Source organism: Candidatus Methanoperedens sp. (assembly GCA_012026795.1).
Taxonomy (GTDB): domain Archaea; phylum Halobacteriota; class Methanosarcinia; order Methanosarcinales; family Methanoperedenaceae; genus Methanoperedens.
The window spans coordinates 25,550-49,442 of the sequence record VEPM01000017.1 but is presented as its reverse complement, the minus strand read 5'-3'; the positions used below and the strand labels follow the sequence as shown (position 1 = coordinate 49,442).

General features: G+C 40.8%; 14 protein-coding genes. 11 read left to right on the top strand and 3 right to left on the bottom strand.

Annotated features, from left to right (window positions below):
* Window positions 1-18: 18 nt before the first annotated feature.
* Window positions 19-1,458 (bottom strand): amino acid permease, encoded by a 1,440-nt coding sequence (locus FIB07_09675; GenBank protein NJD53121.1) that lies wholly within the window; start codon window positions 1,456-1,458, stop codon window positions 19-21.
* An 83-nt stretch (window positions 1,459-1,541) separates the two neighbouring features.
* Between FIB07_09675 and uvrB the strand changes: the two genes are divergently transcribed.
* From uvrB to FIB07_09645, 6 genes are all read left to right on the top strand, one after another.
* A complete protein-coding gene (gene uvrB / locus FIB07_09670; protein NJD53120.1) occupies window positions 1,542-3,473 on the top strand; it encodes an excinuclease ABC subunit UvrB in 1,932 nt (643 codons plus the stop codon).
* Between the two features lie 82 nt (window positions 3,474-3,555).
* Window positions 3,556-4,935 (top strand): recombinase RecF, encoded by a 1,380-nt coding sequence (locus FIB07_09665; GenBank protein NJD53119.1) that lies wholly within the window; start codon window positions 3,556-3,558, stop codon window positions 4,933-4,935.
* Window position 4,936: 1 nt separating this feature from the next.
* A complete protein-coding gene (locus FIB07_09660; protein NJD53118.1) occupies window positions 4,937-5,428 on the top strand; it encodes a hypothetical protein in 492 nt (163 codons plus the stop codon).
* Window positions 5,429-5,524: 96 nt separating this feature from the next.
* Complete coding sequence (thrC, locus tag FIB07_09655) at window positions 5,525-6,721, top strand: threonine synthase (protein ID NJD53117.1); 1,197 nt, start codon at window positions 5,525-5,527, stop codon at window positions 6,719-6,721.
* Window positions 6,722-6,893: 172 nt separating this feature from the next.
* Entirely contained in the window at window positions 6,894-7,874 is a 981-nt protein-coding gene (locus FIB07_09650; GenBank protein ID NJD53116.1) for a hypothetical protein, read from the top strand.
* Between the two features lie 13 nt (window positions 7,875-7,887).
* Window positions 7,888-8,982 (top strand): hypothetical protein, encoded by a 1,095-nt coding sequence (locus FIB07_09645; GenBank protein NJD53115.1) that lies wholly within the window; start codon window positions 7,888-7,890, stop codon window positions 8,980-8,982.
* Window positions 8,983-9,051: 69 nt separating this feature from the next.
* On the opposite strand, the gene FIB07_09640 is transcribed toward FIB07_09645, so the two are convergent.
* Window positions 9,052-9,573 carry a hypothetical protein gene (locus FIB07_09640; protein NJD53114.1) on the bottom strand — a complete coding sequence of 174 codons (522 nt, stop codon included), beginning with the start codon at window positions 9,571-9,573 and terminating at the stop codon, window positions 9,052-9,054.
* Between the two features lie 465 nt (window positions 9,574-10,038).
* Between FIB07_09640 and FIB07_09635 the strand changes: the two genes are divergently transcribed.
* The 4 genes from FIB07_09635 (at window position 10,039) to FIB07_09620 (ending at window position 21,070) form a co-directional block, all read left to right on the top strand.
* Window positions 10,039-18,216 (top strand): hypothetical protein, encoded by an 8,178-nt coding sequence (locus tag FIB07_09635; GenBank protein NJD53113.1) that lies wholly within the window; start codon window positions 10,039-10,041, stop codon window positions 18,214-18,216.
* Between the two features lie 314 nt (window positions 18,217-18,530).
* Window positions 18,531-19,862, top strand: coding sequence for an NAD(P)/FAD-dependent oxidoreductase (locus tag FIB07_09630; GenBank protein NJD53112.1), 1,332 nt, complete (start codon window positions 18,531-18,533; stop codon window positions 19,860-19,862).
* Window positions 19,863-19,887: 25 nt separating this feature from the next.
* On the top strand, window positions 19,888-20,568 hold the full coding sequence (locus tag FIB07_09625) for a DUF1614 domain-containing protein (GenBank protein NJD53111.1): 681 nt from the start codon (window positions 19,888-19,890) through the stop codon (window positions 20,566-20,568).
* Window positions 20,569-20,623: 55 nt separating this feature from the next.
* Window positions 20,624-21,070, top strand: coding sequence for an ester cyclase (locus FIB07_09620; protein ID NJD53110.1), 447 nt, complete (start codon window positions 20,624-20,626; stop codon window positions 21,068-21,070).
* A 50-nt stretch (window positions 21,071-21,120) separates the two neighbouring features.
* Here FIB07_09620 and FIB07_09615 read toward each other — a convergent pair whose 3' ends face one another.
* Entirely contained in the window at window positions 21,121-22,737 is a 1,617-nt protein-coding gene (locus FIB07_09615; protein NJD53109.1) for a thermosome subunit, read from the bottom strand.
* A gap of 514 nt (window positions 22,738-23,251) precedes the next feature.
* On the opposite strand from FIB07_09615, the gene FIB07_09610 reads away from it, so the two are divergent.
* Complete coding sequence (locus FIB07_09610) at window positions 23,252-23,878, top strand: orotate phosphoribosyltransferase-like protein (GenBank protein NJD53108.1); 627 nt, start codon at window positions 23,252-23,254, stop codon at window positions 23,876-23,878.
* Window positions 23,879-23,893 lie beyond the last annotated feature (15 nt).

Sequence of the window (23,893 nt, the reverse complement as noted above, 5' to 3'; positions counted from 1 at the left end):
GCCGCCTGTTAGATACCATCAAACACTAAATTGCCTAAACTTTCTATAAGCTTTACGCAGCAATCTTATAAAATTTGCCAAGAACCGCTCTTTCCTTTCCATTCTCCGTATAAAAATATTTTCTTCGGAAATAAATAACTCTTTCAGATGGCGTATATCCGTTTTTGGTGAAAAAAACACATACAGGAAGATACCGAAGAATATTAACGCCGAACCAACAACCTTATCGAATATGGATGTGGAATAAAGAAGATATAGACATACCCCGATACCGATCCAGGGTAAAATATTTTGCCCATATAAACCTTTTTCTGTACGTTTTTTTAGTATGATCAGGGCAAGACAGGTTAGCAGGTACGAGAATGCAAGATTAAAAACAGAAAACGAGATCAATCCGTGTAATCCGGAAAAAATGGACAATGTAAATGCAATAATCCCATGGATCAATAATGCCATATATGGTGTGCCGAAGCTTGTGTGGATTTTAGAAAATATCCCGGGAAATAAGCCATCAATAGACATTGCATATGATAATCGTGCGGTGGTGAGGATATTTGCTTCATCAGACCCAGATACTGATAATAAAGCCCCTGTAGCCATAATTAAAGCTCCAACCGCGCCAAAAATTACTGATGCGACATCAACCAGGGGAGTTGAAGTCGCTGCTAAAGCAGACCATTTGATTGCCCCATAAATGACAAAATTAGTAAATAGGTAAAATGCCGTGACAATCATCATTCCGGTTGCTATCGCTTTTGGTATCGTCCTTTTTGGGTCCTTAACTTCACTTGCAGGCAGCGTACCCAGTTCAAATCCGGCGTATGCCCAGAATACCAGCACCAGGGCAGCCCCGAAATTATCCAAACCAAGCGGGGCTAACGGTGTATAATTTGTAACAAGGATTTTTGGGTTAAATATGAAAAAGAAAATCCCCCCGAAGACCAATAAAATTAGCGGGATTAGCTTAACAACTGTCAAAACGTCATTGACTTTTCCTGCAGCTTTAACTCCAATTATATTTATAAAAGTTAAAACAAACACGAACAGTCCTTTTACGAGAATTTGCTGGACAGGATCCAGGGGAAGAAAATATTGCAGGTATTGTACAAACGCTATGGCAAAAACCGGTAATGCAAGGATTTCTGCAATCCACATGCTCCAGCCTGTAAGGAAACCAAAAAAATCATCAAAAGCATAAGAAACAAAAGCAAAAGGTCCTCCCACCTTCGGAACATAATAACTACAGTAAGCAAAAACCAGTGCTATTATTGTGGCCATTATACCTGCGATAATCCAGACGATTATTGAAAAAGGCCCGATCATCCCGGCCGTCAATGCAGATGCTATATAAATATCAGCCCCAACAATCGAACCGATAATAATATTAGTTAAATCGAAGAAAGTCAAATCTTCCCTGAACCTGTCTTTAGCATGACCAGTATTCTTATTCGAGCCCATGACCTTGCCACCTGTTTTATGATGAATACTATGTAATAAGAAGTATTAATTATATCACAATTGAATAAACCTAAGCTGAAGGGATAACATTGTCATTTAAACTCACATCAGTATTTGAACCAAAAGGCGACCAGGTAAAAGCCATAGAGAAACTGATCCTGGGTCTTAATCAGGGTATGAAGCACCAGACACTTCTTGGTGTGACAGGTTCGGGGAAAACCTTCACTGTCGCCAACGTTATCCGGAATATCCAGCGTCCGACTCTTGTCATTTCACATAACAAGACCCTTGCAGCACAGCTTTATTCCGAATTCAAAGCCTTTTTTCCCGAAAATGCAGTTGAGTACTTTGTAAGCTATTATGATTACTACCAGCCTGAAGCCTATATCCCCCAGACTGATACCTATATTGAAAAAGACGCTTCCATAAACGAGGAGATCAACAGGATGCGCCTTTCAGCAACCCGGTCGCTGTTCGAGCGGAAGGATGTTATTGTTGTAGCAAGCGTTTCCTGCATTTATGGCATCGGGTCGCCGCAGGAATGGCGTGATATGTCCATTCTCCTTAAAAAAGGAGATGAAGCGCCGCGAAAGGTAATACTTTCAAGGCTTGTGGACATGCAATATGAACGAAATGACCTTGATTTCAGCACTGGAAAATTCCGGGCGCGCGGTGATACGATCGAAGTATTTCCGTCTTATGCATCAACCGGTGTCAGGATCGAATTGTTCGGTGATGAGATAGAACGCATCTCGGAATTTGACCCGCTGACAGGAAAAATTATCATGGAAAAAGACGCCCTTGTCATCTATCCTGCCAAGCATTTCGTTATGCCTCAGGAAAAGATCGACGTTGCTATCGAATCAATAGAGGAAGAACTTAAAGGAAGATTACAGGAACTAAAGCGAACTGGAAAAATACTGGAAGCAGCGCGTCTTGAGCAGAGAACGAAATTCGATATCGAGATGATGCATGAGATCGGGTACTGCCAGGGAATAGAAAATTACAGCCGCCACATGGATGGCCGAAGAGAGGGTGAGCCTGCGTACACGCTTATGGATTATTTCCCGAAAGATTTTTTGATAGTGATCGATGAATCGCATGTTACCATCCCGCAAATACGCGGTATGCAGGCGGGGGATCATGCGCGAAAAGAATCTCTGGTGAATTACGGTTTCAGGCTGCCGTCAGCATACGATAACCGCCCGCTCACATTCGATGAATTCAGTGAAAGGGTGAACCAGGCGCTGTATGTTTCGGCAACGCCTGCTGATTATGAGATTGCAATGAGCGCACAGGTCGTGGAGCAGATCATCCGCCCCACGGGGCTTGTTGATCCTGAGATCATTGTTAAACCCATAACAGGACAGATCGATGACCTGATCGGGGAGATCCGCGCAAAGACTGCAAAAAAATTCAGGATTCTTGTTACAACTCTTACAAAAAGAATGGCAGAAGACCTTACAGAATATCTTCTCGGAGTCGGGATAAAAGCACGATACATGCATTCTGAGATAGAGACGCTTGAGAGAATCGAGATAATCAGAGGGCTGCGCCTTGGTGAGTTCGATGTGCTTGTGGGGATCAACCTGCTTCGTGAAGGGCTTGACCTGCCTGAAGTCGCGCTTGTTGCTGTCCTTGATGCTGACAAGGAAGGTTTTTTGCGTTCTGGCCGATCACTTTTGCAGACAATAGGCAGGACTTCAAGAAATGTTGAGGGGAAAGTGGTGATGTATGCAGACACAATGACTGGTTCGATGCAAAGAGCGATAGATGAGACAAACAGAAGGCGGACGATGCAGATTGAATATAATAAGGAGCATAACATTACGCCGCAGACCATACAGAAGTCTGTTGAGCCGCGCGCGGTAACCGAAGAGGCGCCGCCCAGAGAGGAGATTTTCAATTATATTGTGGAGCTTGAAGCTGAGATGCATCGGGCTGCCAAGAGCCAGGAGTTTGAGAAGGCAGCTAAGATAAGGGACAGGATAGCGAAGCTGAGGAAGGAAATGTGAGTTTGTATCGGTTCTCTTAGTATAGTTTTTGTTATTTTTTATTACAAAAATTTAAATAGTATGCTCTTTAAATTATGCTTTGATGGTAAAATCGTCTCTAAAGAAGGTTTTTATTAAGAATTTCAAAAGTCTTCATGATTGTGAAATCGATATTGGAAAGATGAATGTAGTTGTGGGGGCTAATGCTTCGGGGAAATCAAATTTAATTGAAGCATTCAGGTTATTGAAAAAGATTTATGCAGATAAAGAGAGTTTCCCATTTTTAGAATGGTGGGGTTATGACAATGTCGTATGGCAGAGAAAGGAAGAATTGCCCATAATTATTGGGCTGCTTTTTGATATTGAAGGTTATGATGTCTATTTTGAGACAAGTTTTACTGGAGTTGGGCAGAAATTCCAGATTTTGCGAGAAGTTTTAGATATTAAAGGATATGTGAAGTTTGAAAAAGAAGGCGAATGGCTATTGATCATTCATGATACTGATTTTATAGAAACTATTATTAGAAACTTAAATGGATATAAATCAATGCATGGAGGATTCTACGGAGCTAAAAAGACACTAAAAAAGGAGAAGAATCAATTAATAAAAGAGAAAAAAATTCGGGTTGATATAGAACAGAGGCTTTTCGATTCAATCAGAAATATGTCATGGGAGGGGCGTAGGCTTACCGAAAAAAAAACATTGAACCTGTATATGATATCCCACATTGTTGCTCCGAGACGTTTCGGAAAAGATGAAAAATCTGAGTCAATTACAACATTATGTCCGGTTATCTATGACAAAGAAGATGGTTATCATTTAGAAGGTCCACTTTTTTCGTATGCATCAACAACAATACTTTCAACTTTAAGCAAACAATTGATTTTATATCCGCTCAATATTCGGCTAATGAAAGTTCCTCAACCTTTTAGAAGAGAAGAAATTCCCAAAGAAGATGGAAGCAATATTGCAAGTGTATATCACACCATTTATCTCAAAGAAGGAAAAATTCCTGAAGAGATATACAATCCTTTTTCAATGATTTTTCCAAAAATAGATGTGCGTCCACATATTACTGATGACGGTAGGGTCATGATAAAATTCTTTGAAGATGGTTTTGAACTTTTACCACCCAACACCTCCGATGGATTTTATAAGCTATTAGCGCTGCTGATAGCTATTTACTTAAAACCACCTTTGCTTATAGTCGATGAAATTGAGAATTCCCTGCATCCTTCAACATTAGAACTCATTTTGGATACAATAAAAATAGGCGATACACAGGCAATAATAACCACCCATTCGCCTGTTGTAGTTGATATGACAGAGCTAAATAATATTATTCTTGTCGAAATAGAACAAGGAGAATCAAAATTTAAACGTATAAAAGACCCTGATAAAATAAGGGAGTTCTTAATAGAAAAGGGTATAACGTTCAGCGAGGGCTGGATTTACGGAGATCTATTAAAGACCGAACAGTAGCATGAACATTAAAATAATCTCCGAAGACGATTATGGCGGGGCATTTTTAAAGAACGTAATTGTTCTGCTTAAAAATAAGAATCTGGTAGGAAATGTAACCGTAAAAACCACAAAACCCATGCGTCCCTTATGTAATTTAAAGCTTGACAGGATTTTGAAGGCATTCGATAATTCCTGTGACAAGATAATCATCATACTGGATTCTGATGAACCAAAAAATTATGACTACAGATATGCAAATGTAGAACGCCATGTGCCTCATAGCTTGAAAACTCCAGTCAAAATCATTCTTGCAGAGTATGAAATTGAAGAATGGATATGCATCAGCAAAAATTTGAAATGGCCGCATTCAAAGCCTTCTGAAGTGCTGAAAAATAATTCTGGTTATGAAAAATGGAATCTTCCAAAGTATGCCACTGAATTGGATTTTAAGGTACTTACAAATAACTGCAAATCCTTTAATGCTTTTCTGGCGGCTTTGATCCAGAAGTAAAATCCATGCCTTATTATGGATGCGAACAGAACTTATCTGTCATATCCTTATCCGGAATCGCCTCTACTTTCTTAATTGCAGGAATCTTTTCTTTCAATGCCGCTTCCAGAGTTCCAAAACGATAATATTTCAGAAGAGCATAAATTAATATTAATGGTTTACGTTACAGGTTTTAGATGTTTCAGGTGTGGAAGGCTGCATAAACCCTATGAAATAGAGCGGTTGCCAATTCCGCGGTGTGAGTGCGGCTCGGCTGTGGATGCTGAATATGATTACAAATCCATAAAAAAAGTAATTCTTCGTGATGAATTCATGCGTACTCCCCCGAACCACTGGAAATACTGGGCTTTCATGCCTGTAAAAGACCTTTCAAAGTGCATTTCAATGGGTGAAGGAGGAACACCTCTTCTTGAAAATAAGAGACTCTCAAAAAAAGGACGCTTGCTCATAAAATACGAAGCTGCAAACCCCACAGGCTCTTTTAAAGATCGGGGTTCCTCTCTTGAAATAACAAAAACACTTGAGTTCAAGAAGAAAAAAGTAGCGCTTGCATCCACTGGCAACATGGGTGCTTCCATGGCTGCGTATGCGGCTTTTGCTGGCCTCGAATGCAAAGTGTTCATTCCCGATATCGTGGGAAAAGAAAAGATCATGCAGATAAAAGCATATGGTGCAGAAACGATACCTGTTGCCGGGGATTATTCTGTGGCCATGAGGCGTGCCGAAGAATTTGTGATGTCAAACAGCGATTCATTCCTGACAGGAGATTATCCATGGCGCAGCGAAGGCACAAAGACAGTAGGGTTTGAAATAGCAGATCAGTTGTACTGGCATGTTCCCGATTATATTGTAGTGCCGGTTGGTAACGGAACACTGATATGGAGCATTTATGAAGCCTTCCGCGAGCTTGCTCTTGTTGGAATAACCGATAAAATACCGGGGATAATAGGCGTACAGGTTGAAAATTGTGCGCCAGTGGCCGATGCCTGGGAAAAGAACTTAAAAGAAATAATCCCTGTAAAAAATCCCAAAACAATAGCAACAGCCATTGCATGCGGGGATCCGATAGATGGCCTGGCAGCCCTTCGGGCGATAAGGGATTCAGGAGGCTTTGCCATAAAAATTACGGACGATGAGGCGCTATCTGCACGTAATTTGCTTTCCTGTAACGGGATTTTTGTTGAACCCAGCGGCGCTGTTGCATATGCCGGATATATAAAGAATAAGCTGGAAGGCACAGTTGTTTGTATTGCTACGGGACATGGATTAAAGGATATGTATGGGCTGGGATGATGATGGAAGAACCTGGCAAAAGAAATTCTCCAAATCATTGACGTAATATTATCGCAAACTTTTTATTGTAGGGAATCATCACATCATCACAAGATACAGAATAAAAAACGGGTACATAGTTCTGGCATTAAGAGATAGGATATTGAATCATAAATAACGGTGAAAAGGAAAAATGTCTTCAAAAGATAAAAACCCAAATTCTTACGTGTATAGTTTTAGATTTGCTTGTTTAATAATAATTGTCTTTATTTTCTTGATTGCTCCTGCCGGAGCAGCAAATTTAGAGGCCTTTAATAATTCGTGTGTAAATTGTCATAAGAGTTTATCACCTTTTACAGATGAGCAAATAAGGTTCAATGATATCAGATCTAATCATACTGACAGAAATATATCCTGCTCGCTTGAATGCCATGAAGATATAATAAGGAAAAAAGCTTCAGATAATTTCCAGCAGTGGTCTGATTCGGGTCATTCAAGTTATTTTGTGACCTGTGATGCGTGCCATGGAGGCAATCCTGATGTAAATACTGAAGCAGGAGCTCATTCCTCCATGAGGAACATTACTAATCCGGAAAGTCCGATTTATTATAAAAATATTCCTGAAACATGTGGAAAATGCCATTCAACAGAATTAGAGCATTTTAAAAATACAATGCACTATCAAAGATTAAGCGCGGAAAAACGTGCTCCATCTTGTGTTAATTGCCATCAGCCTCATAGCTTTAAAGTATTAAAGGCATCTGAAATCACTTCTCTTTGCAGTGTTTGCCATAATCAAAAAGACCAGATTGCATCAGCGGATGTTCCCAGGGATGCAAAATCTGCGCTTGAAAAAGCAGATGAATTAAAAGAAGATATTCGTCTGGCAGAAAATTCCATATCCGAAGCAAAGGCAAAAGGAAAAGATATAACATCTGCTCGAAATGATCTTGATAAAGCAAAGTCTGTGTTAAATGAGGTTCCATCATTATGGCATAGTTTTGATCTTAAAGATTTCGACAACCAAATCCAAATCGGGATCGATTCGGCCAACAGAGCGCAAGGTAAAATAAGTGAAGCTGAACAAACAGTACCTTCTGTTCCTGGAATAGGAATAGTACTTGTTATGGGAATATTCACAATATTGTATCTTATTAGAAAGTGGAAACGGTAAAGGGAGACCTAAAATGGATAAAATATCACTTACAGATGTTATTAAGCACAGGATTTCAAAATATAAAATTCCTATTATTATTGTATTGATCGTTTTTCTTTCAGTTACATTGGTAATTTCAGTAAAGATGCTGGAGATCACTGAAAATCCCGCATTTTGCGGTAAGAATTGCCATATAATGAGACCATATTACGATTCATGGAGAACCTCATCCCACACTACAGTAAAATGTGTGGAATGTCATTATGAACCGGGTATAATAGGCCATGTAAAAGGTAAAATAAACGGGCTGATGCAATTCTACAGCTATGAGACCACGGTGGAAGAATACAAAGATAATTTATACGCTAAAGTCATGGATAAAAACTGCCTCATATGTCATGAAGATCGTATTTTTTCAACCGAAGTTCCATTCACAGGAGTTAATTTCAGTCATAAGAACCATTTGCTAAAACCAAATAGAGGTATACAATTAACCTGCACAAGTTGCCATTCCATGCTCGTTATCGGAATGAAAGAACATCAGTCGGTATCAGATCCATCATGTGCCCAATGTCATCCAAACATGGAACAGAAAGATAAAGGGCACATAGTGGTAACAACATCTACATGTTTTACCTGCCACTTCAGAGATGTTCCAGGCAATACTTCGGTATCCGGCTGTCCATCATGCCACGGCCCTCCAAAAGGTACTCCCAGGAATTACACAAACTTTGATCATACAAGCCATTTGAGTCGTGGAGCTGATTGCCTGACATGCCATACTGATATATCAAAGAGCGCAAATGACATTGTTTCCAAGGATAAATGCAATTCGTGCCATTATAGTTCAGAAAGGATAGAAAAATATGATGATTTTAATTTTGTACATAAGAATCATGTAACAAATAATAAGATCGCCTGTTATAACTGTCATTCGGATGTGCAGCATGCACCCAAGATAAAGGAAAATCTATGTGCCAACTGTCATAAGAGCGAACATCCAGCCAATTGGTTGAGTACTCATAAGTCACAGGTATTAATAGGTAAAGTTTGCAGTGATTGCCACCAACCAAAATTCTGTTCGGATTGCCATGCCACAGGAAAAGCTGCCAAAATGGCAAAATAGTTAGAGTCATATTATAGAAAAATAATGCTATAGTATGATTTCTTATTTTTTTTTATCAGTAACCTGGGATTAACAAATATAACTCGCACTTCCCCTGTCAAAACCATCCACAAGCTCCATTTTCGTATCATCAGGCTGCCATGTTGCGCCCGGATAAACAAGATTATGGAAGAAGTGCGCCGTGTTTGCAGCGATCCTGGTTGCAAGATGTTCTTCGCCGAATACCTCTTTTGTGATCTTATGCGCCATCTGTCTTACGCCGCTTTCGTCCATATAGCCCAGCGTGTGCAGGTATTCATGGAGAAGAACATGGAAAGCATAAGGTTTGTAAAGTTCAAGCCTTGTCTCTTTTATTCTCTCAAGAGGGATCTTATTCATCACAATGACATTTGAACCGACCGGATAGAATGCACCGAAAAATCCCTCCGGATGGTTTCCGAGGTTGGCAAGTCCCAGCATCAGGCCTCCACGGCTTTTTCTCTGGCATTCCCAGACTGCAGCTTTCACCACTTCAAATATGTCTGGCAGGCTCTTTGTGTTTTCAAGACGGGTATTGAAGTCTTTCTTTGGTTTGAAATTTTCTAAGGTCATTTTTATTATTTTTCCTGTTTGGAATCATTCGTCTGACTACGAACAATGCTATAATGAAGGTGGAGGTTAAATAGTTTATGGTCGCGCATTTTCCCACCTGGGGTTGAGGCGCTCGCCCCGGTTGGGAAAGGAAGGAAGGTAGGGCAAGGCTTCTGAATTGGTTCATCCCAGATCTTTCTTTAAATCAAGTTAATGATTTCGAACATGAGCATAATGATTAATATAATCAGTATAATATTATAACGAAAGTTTTATATACTTTCATCGGATGGATAAGGTTAATATTGGTGGTCATGCTCGAAAGAGCGGACTGTAAATCAAGGTAGGTATGGAAAATGGTATCTGGTAATTATGTGTGGAGAGGACATATCCTCTTGATAGCGATTGGAACGATTGCTCTTGAATTGTTGATAGAGAGCAGGGGGCGGTGCCTGTTGTGGATAGTGGCGGCGAGGGAGTGATAGTATGACGTTTTTAAGAAATAGTAACATACTTTTATTATTTATTCTCACGATTGTTCTTGTTTATCCGTCCGCAGCCCAGGAATCCCATATCTTTCCAAATTCATCGGACTTTCCAACAAGGTTAAAGAACATTAGCCATATAGAAAGTCTTAGAGATACGATAACATTTAGACCCCTACCCAATATCACAATGGGAGATATTCATCCTGGTCGATTGAATAACCTTAACAATAATAAAAATATATATTTATTTAGCTGGGATGATATTCCAGGAAACGATACTGTCAGACTAATAACACTTTTGAGGAGTATATTTCATATCGAGTGGATTAAAACAGCAACAATTGGAAAGACCGATGGTGGCATGACCATAAAAGTATCTACTGGAAATAATTCTCTTTTGCTAAAACTTAACGATGACAAAACCAGGGTATATCTAACGATCAATAACGTTAGAACCGATGAATTCATTGTGAAGACGAACAATAACAAACTCAACATTTACAAAAATTTTACCGGAAAATTGGCACAAACTGGTCTTTTCTCAAGAAATAATAACCAATCAGGGCGAATTATAGGTAATGCGTATTTTGTCCCAGAGCCACAAATGCCATCAGTACTTAATATTTCTTCAAAAAAGGGCGCAGTCCAGACCCAACCTTTGGGCTCTTTGAAACCAAGGGCTAATTATAATAATATTTTAAAATCAAATAAATCAAGAAGTAGGTTTGATGTCACTTCATTAAAATCTAAACATAAACCTGGGGAATTACTCGTTAAATATACTACGAAATTACAAAAAAAAGATTTTGAAACTTTCTATAAATCGCAAAATATTACTTTCATAAAAGATTATCCTAGTATCAGATATAATCTTATTCAAGTTGATGAATCAAAACTTGAAAAAACTATGGAAAGTCTCTCCCTCTCCGATAAATTCGAGGATGCAGAGCCAAATTACATAGTAAAGGCATTAAAAACTCCAAACGATTTGCGTTTTAATGAACTATGGGCTATGAATAATACAGGCCAGACCGGAGGCACACCTGATGCAGACATAGATGCACCGCAAGCATGGGATATTTCCACGGGAAATAAAGAAGTGATCGTTGCAGTAATTGATACCGGTGTTGATTATACACACGAAGACCTTGCAGCTAATATGTGGACCAATATAGGAGAAATACCAGATAATGGAATAGACGATGATAATAACGGTTTTGCAGATGATTATTATGGCTGGGACTTTGCGTATGACGACAATGACCCCATGGATGGGAATTCTCATGGAACCCATGTCTCTGGAACAATTGGGGGAGTTGGCAATAACGGCAAAGGTGTTGCAGGTGTCTTATGGAATACTAATATTATGGCCGTGAAATTTTTGGGTGATGATGGTTATGGTTGGACTTCAGATGCGATTGACGCAATAAACTATGCAACTATGATGGGTGTTGATATAATGAGCAACAGCTGGGGAGGAGGAGAATACTCATCAGCATTAGAAGCGGCTATTCAAGCTGCTGATAATGCCGGGATTCTTTTTGTGGCAGCCTCGGGAAATTGGGCAGAAAATACAGATCAATATCCAAATTATCCTTCTGGCTATGATGTCCCGAATGTCATATCAATAGCTGCAACAGATAAGAATGATAATCTGGCCTCTTTTTCGAATTATGGACCTCTGACCATCGATATCGGGGCGCCAGGTGTTGATATTCTCAGTTCAGTCCCTGGTAATTCATATTCTTCATATAGCGGAACTTCGATGGCCGCACCTCATGTCTCAGGAGCATCTGCATTATTAAAAGCATTAAACCCATCGCTTACCCATCTTGAAATCAAGAATATCTTAATGAATAGTGTTGATCCTCTCCCCTCTTTGAATGGAAAGACTGTGACAGGGGGACGTTTGAATATTCAAAAAGCTATCACTTACCGCACAGTTTGCCCCACTGGCTGTGATTATACGACTATCCAGGCAGCTGTCGATGGAGCAAATCCGGGAAGCCTAATTTCAGTGAAAAACGGAACCTACTATGAGAATGTACAAATTAATAAGCAATTGACCCTGCGTGGATTTGGAAGTCCTGTTGTGGATGCAAGGGGTAGCGGAAGTGCTTTCACGCTTTCTGAAGATGGAATTATTCTTGAAGGATTTACTGCAACACGGGGAGCCTTTTATCCGGAGGCAGGGATCAAAATAATTTCAAATAACAACACGTTGAGAGGTAATAATGTATCGTCTAACGCCTTAGGCATGGTTCTGGTCTCTTCCAAGAACAATGTAATCTACGACAACATTTTCAACAATACTGAAAATGTTAAAATCATTAATCCCAATATTAATAACTGGAACATTACGAAGCAATCACGAACTAACATCATCGGGGGTTTATACCTTGGCGGTAACTTCTGGGCAAAACCAGATGGCTCAGGCATCAGCCAAAATTGTGACGATGGCAATTTAGACGGCATATGCGATTTTGCTTATGCTCTTGATAGTACCAATATCGATTACCTTCCGTTTTCCACAAGAGGCTCAATTCATAACATCAACAAGGGCACTAACTATACTACCATCCAAGCAGCTATCAACGACGCCCACCCAGGCGATGAGATACGTGTGGCTAGCCGTACCTATTACGAGAATGTTAATGTCAATAAGCGGTTAATCCTTCGTGGAGTTGGCATGCCTGTAGTGGATGCCAGAAGGAGCGGGAGCTCGATCACGCTTTCTGCGAATGGAAGCATACTTGATGGATTTACTGTGATCGGGGGGGGCAGTACAGAGGCAGGTATCAAGGTTACTTCAAATAATAACACACTGACAGGCAACAACGCATCGAACGACTACTGGTGGGGCAGCATAGGCATCTATCTATCTTCTTCCAGCAATAACACGTTGAGCAGCAACAATGCTTCACACAACAGCTACGGCATCTATCTATCTTCTTCCAGCAATAACACGTTGAGCAGCAATAATGCTTCACACAACGGCTACGGAATCTCCCTATACTCTTCCAACAAGAACGTGCTTATAAACAATGTAATGAACGGAAATAGCTACAATTTTGGGGTAGAAGGAGATTCATACCTATATTTTGACAATCAGATCGATACAACCAATCTGGTGGATGGGAAATCCGTATACTACATAAAAGGTGCAAAAGACATAGTTTATGATTCTTATGCAAATGTAGGAACCTTATATTGTATAAGTTGCATGAATTTAACTCTGAAAAACCTTGATATGAAAAATAATTTGAATGGAATATTTATATGGAATACTACTCAGTTAAAAATACAAAATGTAACTATCTCTAACAATGTCTATGGTATATCTATGTCTTCTTCCATCAACAACACGTTGATCGATAACGACGCCTCGAACAATTGGTATGGCATCTATCTGTATTCTTCCAATAACAGCAATCTCAGCAGCAACAGTGCAAATTTGAACTACGACGTCGGCATTTCTCTTTTCTCTTCCAGCAATAACACCCTTAGCGGCAACGATGCTTCGGACAACAAGTACGGAGGCAGCACAGGCATCTCTCTATCTTCTTCCAGCAACAATACTCTGATAGGCAATACTGCATCGGACAACGGTGAATATTCCGTTGGCACAGGCATCTCTCTATCTTCTTCCAGCAACAATACTCTGATAGGCAATAATGCATCGGGTAACGGTGGCTGGGATGCTGGCGACTACTACTATGATTACTATGCCTATAGCTACGGCTACGGCATCTCTCTGTCCTTTTCCAGTAACAACACGCTGATCAACAATAATGCAAACTCGAACTGGGGAAGAACATACGAATACGGCGAAGGCTATGGTTACGGTATTTTTCTTTCTTCTTCCAGCAACAACACGCTAATCAGCAATAATGCAAACTCGAACAATGGTTACGCTGATCCAGGCGAAGGCTATGGCTTCGGCATCTCTTTGTCCTCTTCCAGCAACAACACTCTGATCGACAACACTGCAAACTTGAACTATTATTATGATGACTACGGCTGCAACTACTGCGGCGTCGGAACAGGCATCTCCCTATCCTCTTCCAGCCAAACCATGCTCGTCGGCAACAATGCGTCAAACAACGGTGACTATAAGGGCACAGGCATCTCTTTGTCATATTCCAGCAAGAGCATACTTGTAAACAATATAATGAACGAGAATAATTACAATTTTGGATTAGGCGGAAGTTCGTATTCAGATTTTGACAATCAGATCGATACAACCAATCTGGTGGATGGAAAATCTATATATTACATAAAAGGCGCGAAAAACACAGTTTATGATTCTGATACAACTGTAGGAAATTTCTATTGTATAAGTTGTGTAAATGTAACGTTAAGAAACCTTAACTTGAAAAATAATATGAAGGGAATATTTTTCTGGAATACTACTTACTCAAAAATACAGAATATAACTGTTTCTAACAACCGTGGTGGCATCTCCCTGTTTTCATCCAGCAACAACATATTGGTCGGCAATAATGCAACTTGGAACAACGATGATTCTGGAATATATCTTTATTCTTCAAGCAATAATACGCTCATCAGCAACAATGCTAGCTCAAACAACGGTGAATGGTGGGGAGGCACAGGCATCTCTCTTTCCTCGTCAAGCAGCAACACCTTGATCGGCAATAATGCGTCGAACAACGGTTACTATGGCGGCACAGGCATCTCTCTTTCCTTGTCAAGCAGCAACACCCTGATCGGCAATAATGCATCGAACAACGGTTACTATGGCGGCATAGGCATTTCTTTCACATCATCAGATAACAGTACACTGATTGGTAACAATGCAAACTTAAATAACTACGCCGGCATCTTAATGTCCTCTTCCAGCAACAACAGGCTCAGTGGCAACAATGCATCTGACAACGGCGACTACTGGGGTGGCACAGGCATCCTGATGTCGTATTCCAGCAACAACAACACGATATTCAATAACATTTTCAACAACCTCAATAATGTTGAATTCTGGGATTCAAATATTAACACTTGGAACACCACCAGGCAATCCAGCACTAACATCATTGGAGGCACCAATCTCGGAGGCAACTTCTGGGCAAACCCAGAGGGCATAGGCTTGAGCCAAACATGCGAAGACAGCAATAGAGATGATATATGCGATTCGGTTTATACACTCGATAGTGTCAATATTGATTACTTGCCGCTTTCCATAAGAAAACCAGTCCATAACATCAACAAGAGTAAACACTACATCACTATCCAAGCGGCTATCAATGATGCCAACCCAGGCAATGAGATACAAGTAGATAGTGGCACTTATTTCGAGAACATGAACGTAACCAAGCAGTTAAATTTGCGCGGTATCGGGATGCCTGTTGTGGATGCCAGAGGCAGCGGAAGTGCGATCACGCTTTCTGCGGATGGGATCAGGCTTGAAGGCTTTACTGTGACAGGGGCTGGTTCTAATACAGAGGCAGGGATCAATGTTATTTCAAATAATAACACGGTCAGAGATAACAATGCCACCTCAAACAGTCAAGGAATCTTCCTCAATTCTTCCAACTTCAACAAAATAACCAGCAACAACATATCCAATAGCACCTCCTTTGGAATCAGAGTCTATGACACTTCCACAGATAATATCATCAAAGGCAACAAAGTTTACAACAGTAACTATGGAATGTTCTTCGTCTATGCCTTTAACACCACGGCTTCCGACAACATTATGGAAAACAACAGCTTTAACTTTGGAGTGGGCGGCAATCTTACATCTCATTTTGATGGAAATAATATAGATACAACAAACCTCGCTAATGGAAGACATGTATATTATATAATAAATGGAAAGGACACCGTATATGGCAGTTCAATGAAAGCAAGCACATTCTATTGTATTTTATGCAATAACGTGACTTTCAAAGACATGGAAATTTCTAATATGGATAAAGGGGTCTATTTCTGGTCAACCAGCAATTCTCGAATCCAAAATATAACAGTTAAGCAAAGTGGATGGGGTATCTATCTGAGACAGTCTCCTAATAACTCGATCACGGACAGCAAATTCTCAACCAACAATTTACAAAATTATTCTGAAAGAGGCGTCACGATATACTCTTCAAATGATAATACTCTGACAAATAACACTTTTATTTTAAATAATTACGGATTAGAGCTTTATTCATCAAGTAAAAACATTATCTATAACAACTATTTCAATAATACCAACAATTTTCTTTTCACTGGAACAAATTATGTAAATACTTGGAACACCACTAAAAAACCTGGCATAAACATAATTGGTGGCTTTGTTCTTGGAGGAAACTTCTGGGCAAATCCATCAGGCAATGGTTTCAGCCAGACCTGCCCGGATATTGATAGGGATGGAATTTGCGATTCAAAATATTCATTCAATAGTAACAATTCAGACTACCTGCCGCTTACTTACAAACCTCCTGAGACAGGGATCAAAGTAGTCTCTCCCAATGGTGGCGAGAACTGGAGACGAGGTACAACTCCACCCATAATATGGGATCCAATTAACAAACCCTGTGCTTATGTGAAGATAGAACTTCTGAAACCAGGTAAGCCGATCCAGTTGATTGTAGCAAGCACCTTGAATGACGGTTTCCATCCCTGGCTGATCCTGCCGACACAGCCTCCGGGAAATGATTATATGGTTAGGATCACTTGCACGACCAATCCTATAATAACTGACACCAGCGATAACTACTTCACGATTATGACTCCGTCCATCACAGTCGTTTCTCCAAATGGAGGAGAGAACTGGACAAGAGGAACAACCAGAATAATAAACTGGACTTCTACTGAAAGCCCCGGATCGTACGTAAAGATAGAACTCCTGAAACCAGGTAAGCCAAACCAGGTGATCGTATCAAGCACCCTGAATGACGGTTCGCATCCATGGTCTATCCCGGCGGCACAGGCTCCAGGAAGTGACTATAAAGTGAAGATTACGAGCACTACAAATCCCGCAGTCAATGACACCAGCGATAACAACTTCACCATCCTCACCCCATCGATCACAGTAGCTTCCCCGAATGGTGGAGAGAACTTAAGAAGGGGAGCAACTGAAATCATAAACTGGAGCTCAGCTAACAATCCTGGGGGGTATGTCAAGATAGAACTTCTAAAATCAGGAGTGCCAAAGATTATAATCATATCAAGCACCCCGAATGACGGCTCTCACCCCTGGATGATCCCGCCAACACTTTCTCCGGGAAGTGATTATAAAGTTAGGATTACAAGCACGACCAGTCCAGCGTACAACGACATAAGCGATAACAACTTTACGATCCTGACCCCTTCCTTCACCGTAATTTCTCCAAATGGCGGAGAGAACTTGAGAAGAGGTACAACTAAAATTATAAACTGGACCTCTACTGAGAGCCCCGGATCATATGTCAAGATCGAACTTTTCAAAGCCGGAGCTTTAAAGAGTGCCATCACAACATATACATTGAATGATGGCTCCTATCCATGGCCCATCCCGGCTGCACTGGCTCCAGGAAGTGATTATAAAGTGAAGATCACAAGCACCACAAATGCCTCGGTCAGCGACATAAGCGATAACAACTTCACGATCATGGCTCCATCCATCACTGTCGTTTCTCCGAATGACGGAGAGAACTGGATAAGAGGAACAACTAAAATTATAAACTGGATGTCTACTGAGAGCCCTGGATCGTATGTTAAGATAGAACTCCTGAAACCAGGGAAGCCAAACCAGGTGATCATATCAAGCACCCTTAATGATGGTTCACATCCATGGCTAATTCCTTCTGCACAGGCGCCGGGAAGTGATTATAAAGTGAAGATCACAAGTACCATTAACGCATCAAACAATGACATCAGCGATGGCAATTTCACAATCCCTGTTCCCTCAATTACTGTAGCAACTCCAAATGGAGGAGAGAATTGGAGAAGGGGGATGACCCAAACCATCAAATGGACCTCTACTGAGAGTCCAGGGACGTATGTTAAGATAGAACTCCTGAAAGCTGGGGTTTTTAACAGATTGATCGTAGCAAGCACCCTTAATGATGGTTCACATCCCTGGTTAATTCCGGCAACACAGCTGCCGGGAAGTGACTATATGATCCGGATTAACAGCACAATTAATCCTGCGATTACTGATTCGGGCAATAACAACTTCAATATCACTGGTTAAATCCTGGAAAATGCAAAAGAGAAGCGCGGCTGCCAATTACATGGTAGTCATGTTCCCTCTTTTCTTTTTTTCACGCATTTAACTTATACTAATTCAAGTCCGCATACCTTGCTTTCTATTAGTGACATGTAAATTTCATTGATCTACTAATTAATATATATTATATTAATTAAATAAATTAAATCGGTGCTTTCAATAATTGCATTTTCAACAAATCTATTTATACTTTAAGAAGCATACATTAAATTTAATTCAAGAGTGGAATATCAAATCTAAAATTGAATTATTATAATAAAGTTATTTGGGGGTGCCTTATGAATAATTATAAAGCATATGATGCGATTGTTGTAGGTGGAGGAATTTCCGGCCTGATGTCTGCGCTGGCCCTGGGAAAGAAAGGAAACAATATCCTTCTTCTTGAAAAAGCAGGCATTCTTGGTGGAAACTGCAGGACGTATGAACCTGCGAACTGTCCGGGGTGGCGTGTTGATACCGGGGTCCATGCAATAACAGAACTTATTTACGGCCCGCTAAAGCAATTGAAGCGCTATTTCGATCCCGGAAAGTTTCCCGCATTCAGGCAGCATAATGACTACTATCTTCGCAAAAAAGACGGATTGGAAAAATTTCCATCAACGCTCCCCGGATTCTTGAATATGAGCGCTCTTCCTGCAAAAGACAGGATGATCCTTGCAGGAGATCTTCTGAAAACCGTAGTCTCACGCGCCGTTTTTGGGGATAGACAAAAGGCGGTATACGATGTCATATCAAAGCATCAGCTCAGCAAAAGAACGATGCAGTTTGTGAATGCGCTTTCTTATCTGCTAAGCGGACTTTCAATGGAAAAAACATCGGTATCCCGGCTTGTTGAAGGATGCGGATTCAGCTCAGGCGGTAAAAAAGGAATAATCAGGCGTATCGCTGAAATGGCAAACCTTTTTTACAATTCAGGATACCGCTCGCAGGGTTATCCCCTGGGCGGCATACAGTCAATAACAGACGGAGTTATCTCATCGTTTCCGAAAAACGTGATATATCATACAGAAGAAGAAGTCCGGCGGATCGAACAAATCGAAAAAGGTTTTTGTGTTTCAACTCCGGAAGCCGATTATTTTGCGGATAAAATCATCTACTCAGGGGAAGTAAAAAGGCTGCCCGGTATTATCGAGATGCCAGCAGAATGGAGCCAGCAGGTGAAGGAACTTGAGCAGGCAACGGCAATGACAATATGGCTCGGACTTAAGAAACCTCTGAGGGAGTTCAATTATAATGGTTCGGAAGTGTTTTGCGATGTCTGCGATGCTGAAAAAGAATTGTTCTACTGGCTCATGCCTGTGCCAGAGATTGCGCCGCGAAATAAAGGTCTTGTGGGAGTCAGTACGATAATAGACCCGAAAAAATGCCATGATTCTGAGGAAAAGCTTCTCAACACAATATATTCTATAGTGCCTGCAGTAGAGAAAAATATCGAGATGATGCATACACAGATAATGGCTCCGGAGAAGGCATCTGTTTCTCTCAATTGTTTCCCTTCGATCAAAACCCCGGTTAAGGATTTGTATGTTGTGGGAACAGATACCGACATGCGAAGCATGGGTATAACACGCGCAGGATATTCCGTGCTTGAAATGCTAAAATCAATATGAAAAAACAAGAATTCAGAGGTATAATATGTCACGTATCGTTTACAGAAGAACGACAGATTTCTTTATATTCCTATTATTATTTATCCTCGGAGTGGTTTTTTTCCTGGTTACAATCAACCTTATTGGTCTTGCTTTTACGAAACTCGGCTTTCCGCCGGAATATTCAATTCTCCTCTTATTCTTTTCATTGATTGGTAGCCATGTAAATATTCCCATCAATGTAATCAAGTCGCAGGAACCGGTAATTTCGGGTGGGATTGTTGATTTTTATGGATTGAGGTATATTCTTCCTCTTCTTGAGATAGAAGAACGGCAGACAATAATTGCAATTAACCTCGGAGGTTGTGTGATTCCAGTATTAATATCGATTTTTCTAATCCCGGTTGTAAACCCGATTGATCTGGTAATAGGGGTATTTTTTATGACTGTTCTTATACATATGATAGCAAGACCTGTGAAGGGGCTTGGGATAGCTGTTCCTGCACTGATACCTCCAATCATGGCAGCAGTTTTAGCCCTGATAATTGCGCCTCAAAGTGCGCCTGTATTTGCCTATATTTCAGGCACGCTCGGAAGTCTTATCGGTGCTGACCTTTTAAACTTGAAAAAGATACCATATCTTGGAACTCCAATAGCTTCGATCGGAGGAGCTGGAACTTTTGACGGAATATTCCTGACAGGTATAATTTCCGTGCTGTTGGCTTAGTTTAGCGTAATCTTTATTCCGCATAAGCTACGATATAAAATGGGAGTGATAAATCATGGTACAACAAAAGAGTGTAGAGGAAAACCTACAACTGATGAAAACGTTAGATGACGCATGGAATTCCCAGGACTGGGAGACGTTCAAGAAACGTCATGCCCAGGATACTGTTGTGTACTGGCCCGGGCAGCCAGAGCCAACAAGAGGGAGAAAGGCGCATCACGATGAAGCGGTGGAATTTTTCAAGACGTTTCCTGATAACCACCTTGTGAACAACCCATATAAGATTTTTTTCGGCCAGGGCGACTATACGTGCACAGTAGCCGATTTTACAGGTACAATGAAGGGACCAATGAAGGGGCCTGACGGCAAAACGATCCTGCCCACGAACAAGAAATTCCGGCTTGAATTTTGCACGGTCGCCCACTGGAAGGACGGAGAGATCGTCGAGGAGAGACTCTTCTATGACCTTGTGGGAATGATGAAGCAGATTGGCCTGAGCTAAACATGATGACAGCAGGGCATTTGAAATATCAGGATTGATTACCCACCTATCTAATCCAGATCACTCATATCAGGTTTTTTCTTTGGGTTTGCATCCTTTGCAGATGCTATCACATCGTCGATGCGTAATATCATAGAAGCTGCTTCTGTTGCCGAACTTATCGCCTGGGTCTTAACACGAAGCGGTTCGATAACCCCGATATCGAGCATATTTACAGGTTTACCCTCAAATACATCAAGGCCAACGGTTTTATTTCCATGTTCATGCGAGCTTCGAAGCTCAACAAGCATGTCAATAGCATCAAGCCCCGCATTTTCGGCAAGTGTCTTGGGTATTATCTCAAGCGCCAGGGCAAATTTATTGACCGCAAGCTGTTCCCTGCCTTCAAGTGTTGAAGCATATTCCCTGAGGCGAAGTGCAAGTTCTATCTCAGGTGAACCGCCGCCAGCGAGTATTTTCTCATCTTCGATTGCTACACCAACGACCCTGAGGGCGTCATGCATAGCCCTGGCGAGGCTTGTCACAACATGCTCCGAGCCGCCGCGCAACAATATTGAATTGGTATCAGGATTCTTGCAGCCAGTGATGAATATCATTTCTCCGTTGCCTACCATTTTCTCTTCAACAAGTCCTGCTTCCCCAAGAGTATTGGGTTTTATTTCATCAAGGCTTGTAATGATCTTTCCTCCGGTTGCTCTTGATAATTTTATAAGGTCGTTCTTTTTTATCCTGTGGGATACAAAAATACCTGCTTTTGCAAGGAAATACCTGGCCATGTCATCAACGCCTTTCTGACAGAAAACGACATTAGCGCCGCTTTTTATTACCTTATCAGCCGCAGCTCTTACAAGATTTTCTTCCTGTTCGAGGAACATCCGGGTCTGCCCTATGGATTCAATGGATATCTCGGATTTTGTCTCAGTCTTCCTGACTTCAATCGGTGTGGCAAGGATCGCGATCTTTGCATTCTCTATTCTTGAAGGCATGCTCTGGTGGGTTTTTGTCTTATCAAGTATAATACCTTCGATCAATTCGCTGTCCTCAACGCTACCTTCCCCGCGGCGCTCAATAGAGATGTCCTTTATATTAACGGTCTTCTTTCCATTTTCTGTTTTTACTATTGATTTTACAGCCGTTACTACAAGATTAGCTAATTTTTCTCTTGAGAATTCAACGCCTTTTCCGGTAAGTGCAGTCTCGGCTATTTTTTTCAGGTGTTCATCTGTAGAATGAACAGCTACGTCAGAGAGGATTTCTTTTGATTTGTGGGATGCAAGATTGTACCCGTGGATAATAGTTGTCGGATGAACCCCTATTTCCATGAGCTCCTGGGCGCCTTTTAAGAATTCACCTGTCAAAACCGCTGCTGTTGTCGTACCATCGCCGACTTCATCATCCTGTGTCTTTGCAACTTCAGCGACAAGTTTTGCGGCCGGATGTTTTATTTTCATCTCATCAAGGATAGTGGCGCCATCGTTTGTGATAATTACAAGTCCGGCAGGATCTGTAATCATCTTATCCAATCCCTTTGGACCAAGAGTTGTCCGCACGGCTTCAGCCACAGCGCGCGCTGCTATTATATTGCTTCTCTTTGCTTCGTCTCCTCTTGTTTCTTCTGTTCCCTGTTTTAAAATAATGATCGGCTGTCCGCCGGTTTGACCTTGCATAGATATTCTCCTGTATCAGATAATTAAATGAAATGCGTCCCTGGTTCCAATAATGGATTTACCCTTGACGTTCCGTTGTTTCATGTTTATAGTTCTATAAAAAGATTTCGCATACCAAATTGTATCCGCCTAAAAATCCTAATCCTGATAGACCAAAAGTTTTATGTTATTATAAAATATTACATTTTATGGAACAGGAAATCATCATGTTTGATTATCCTTGTGGGGTGAATATATGAAATACACTATTGGGGATGTTGTCAGATTTAAACTTGAGTCAGGCGAAGTACATGAAGGAGATATACAATACGTTGAAAATAGCAGCCATGATAAAATATACTATATAAATAGTTTCAATAGGTGGGCTTATAAAATTCCCGGTAAAAAAATCATATCCCAGATCAAAAAATAATATAAATTGGAGTGGCAGGATATATTTTATAAATTCGGGGGTTGCCAGACAATCTATTAAATACAAAGAAAAAGTATTATTATCACCTCCGGTGAAATCTTTATGAAAACAATCGATGAATTAATCCAGAAAGCTGTAGAACTCCAGGCTGGCGGGCTCTTGACAGGCCAGATCGCTGATGAATTAAATGTATCCCGTGAAACAGCAACATGGCTTCTTGTCCATTCCAAAAAGGGTGATGCCACCGCAGCTCCCAAGGATATTTATATTGACTGGAGCAACATCGGAAGAAGCTCAAACAGGCAGAGATTCATCGCCAGCTCATTGACCGATATGGTCATTGAATGCCTGAGCAAGACAGAAAACGATATTGATGTAATAGTGGGCGTTGCACTTTCCGGTATACCTCTTGCTAACCTGATAGCGGATGAATTAGGGGTTGAATTTGCTACATACCATCCGAATAAACAGAAATGGGAGCCGGAATCAAAGGAAACAGGCGGAACAGTAAGCCAGAACTTTGCAAAGGTTACAGGAAAGAATTGCGTACTTATTGACGATGTTGTAACATCAGGAACGACTCTTACAGAAGCCATAGCAGTTCTTGAGAACCTTGGGGCAAAACCAGTAGCGATAGCGGTACTTATTGATAAAAAAGGACTTGATGAGATTTCAGGCGTTCCTCTTAATGCATTGCTGCGAGTTACAAGAGTTGACAAAACCGAATGAATAGATAAGGAAAAT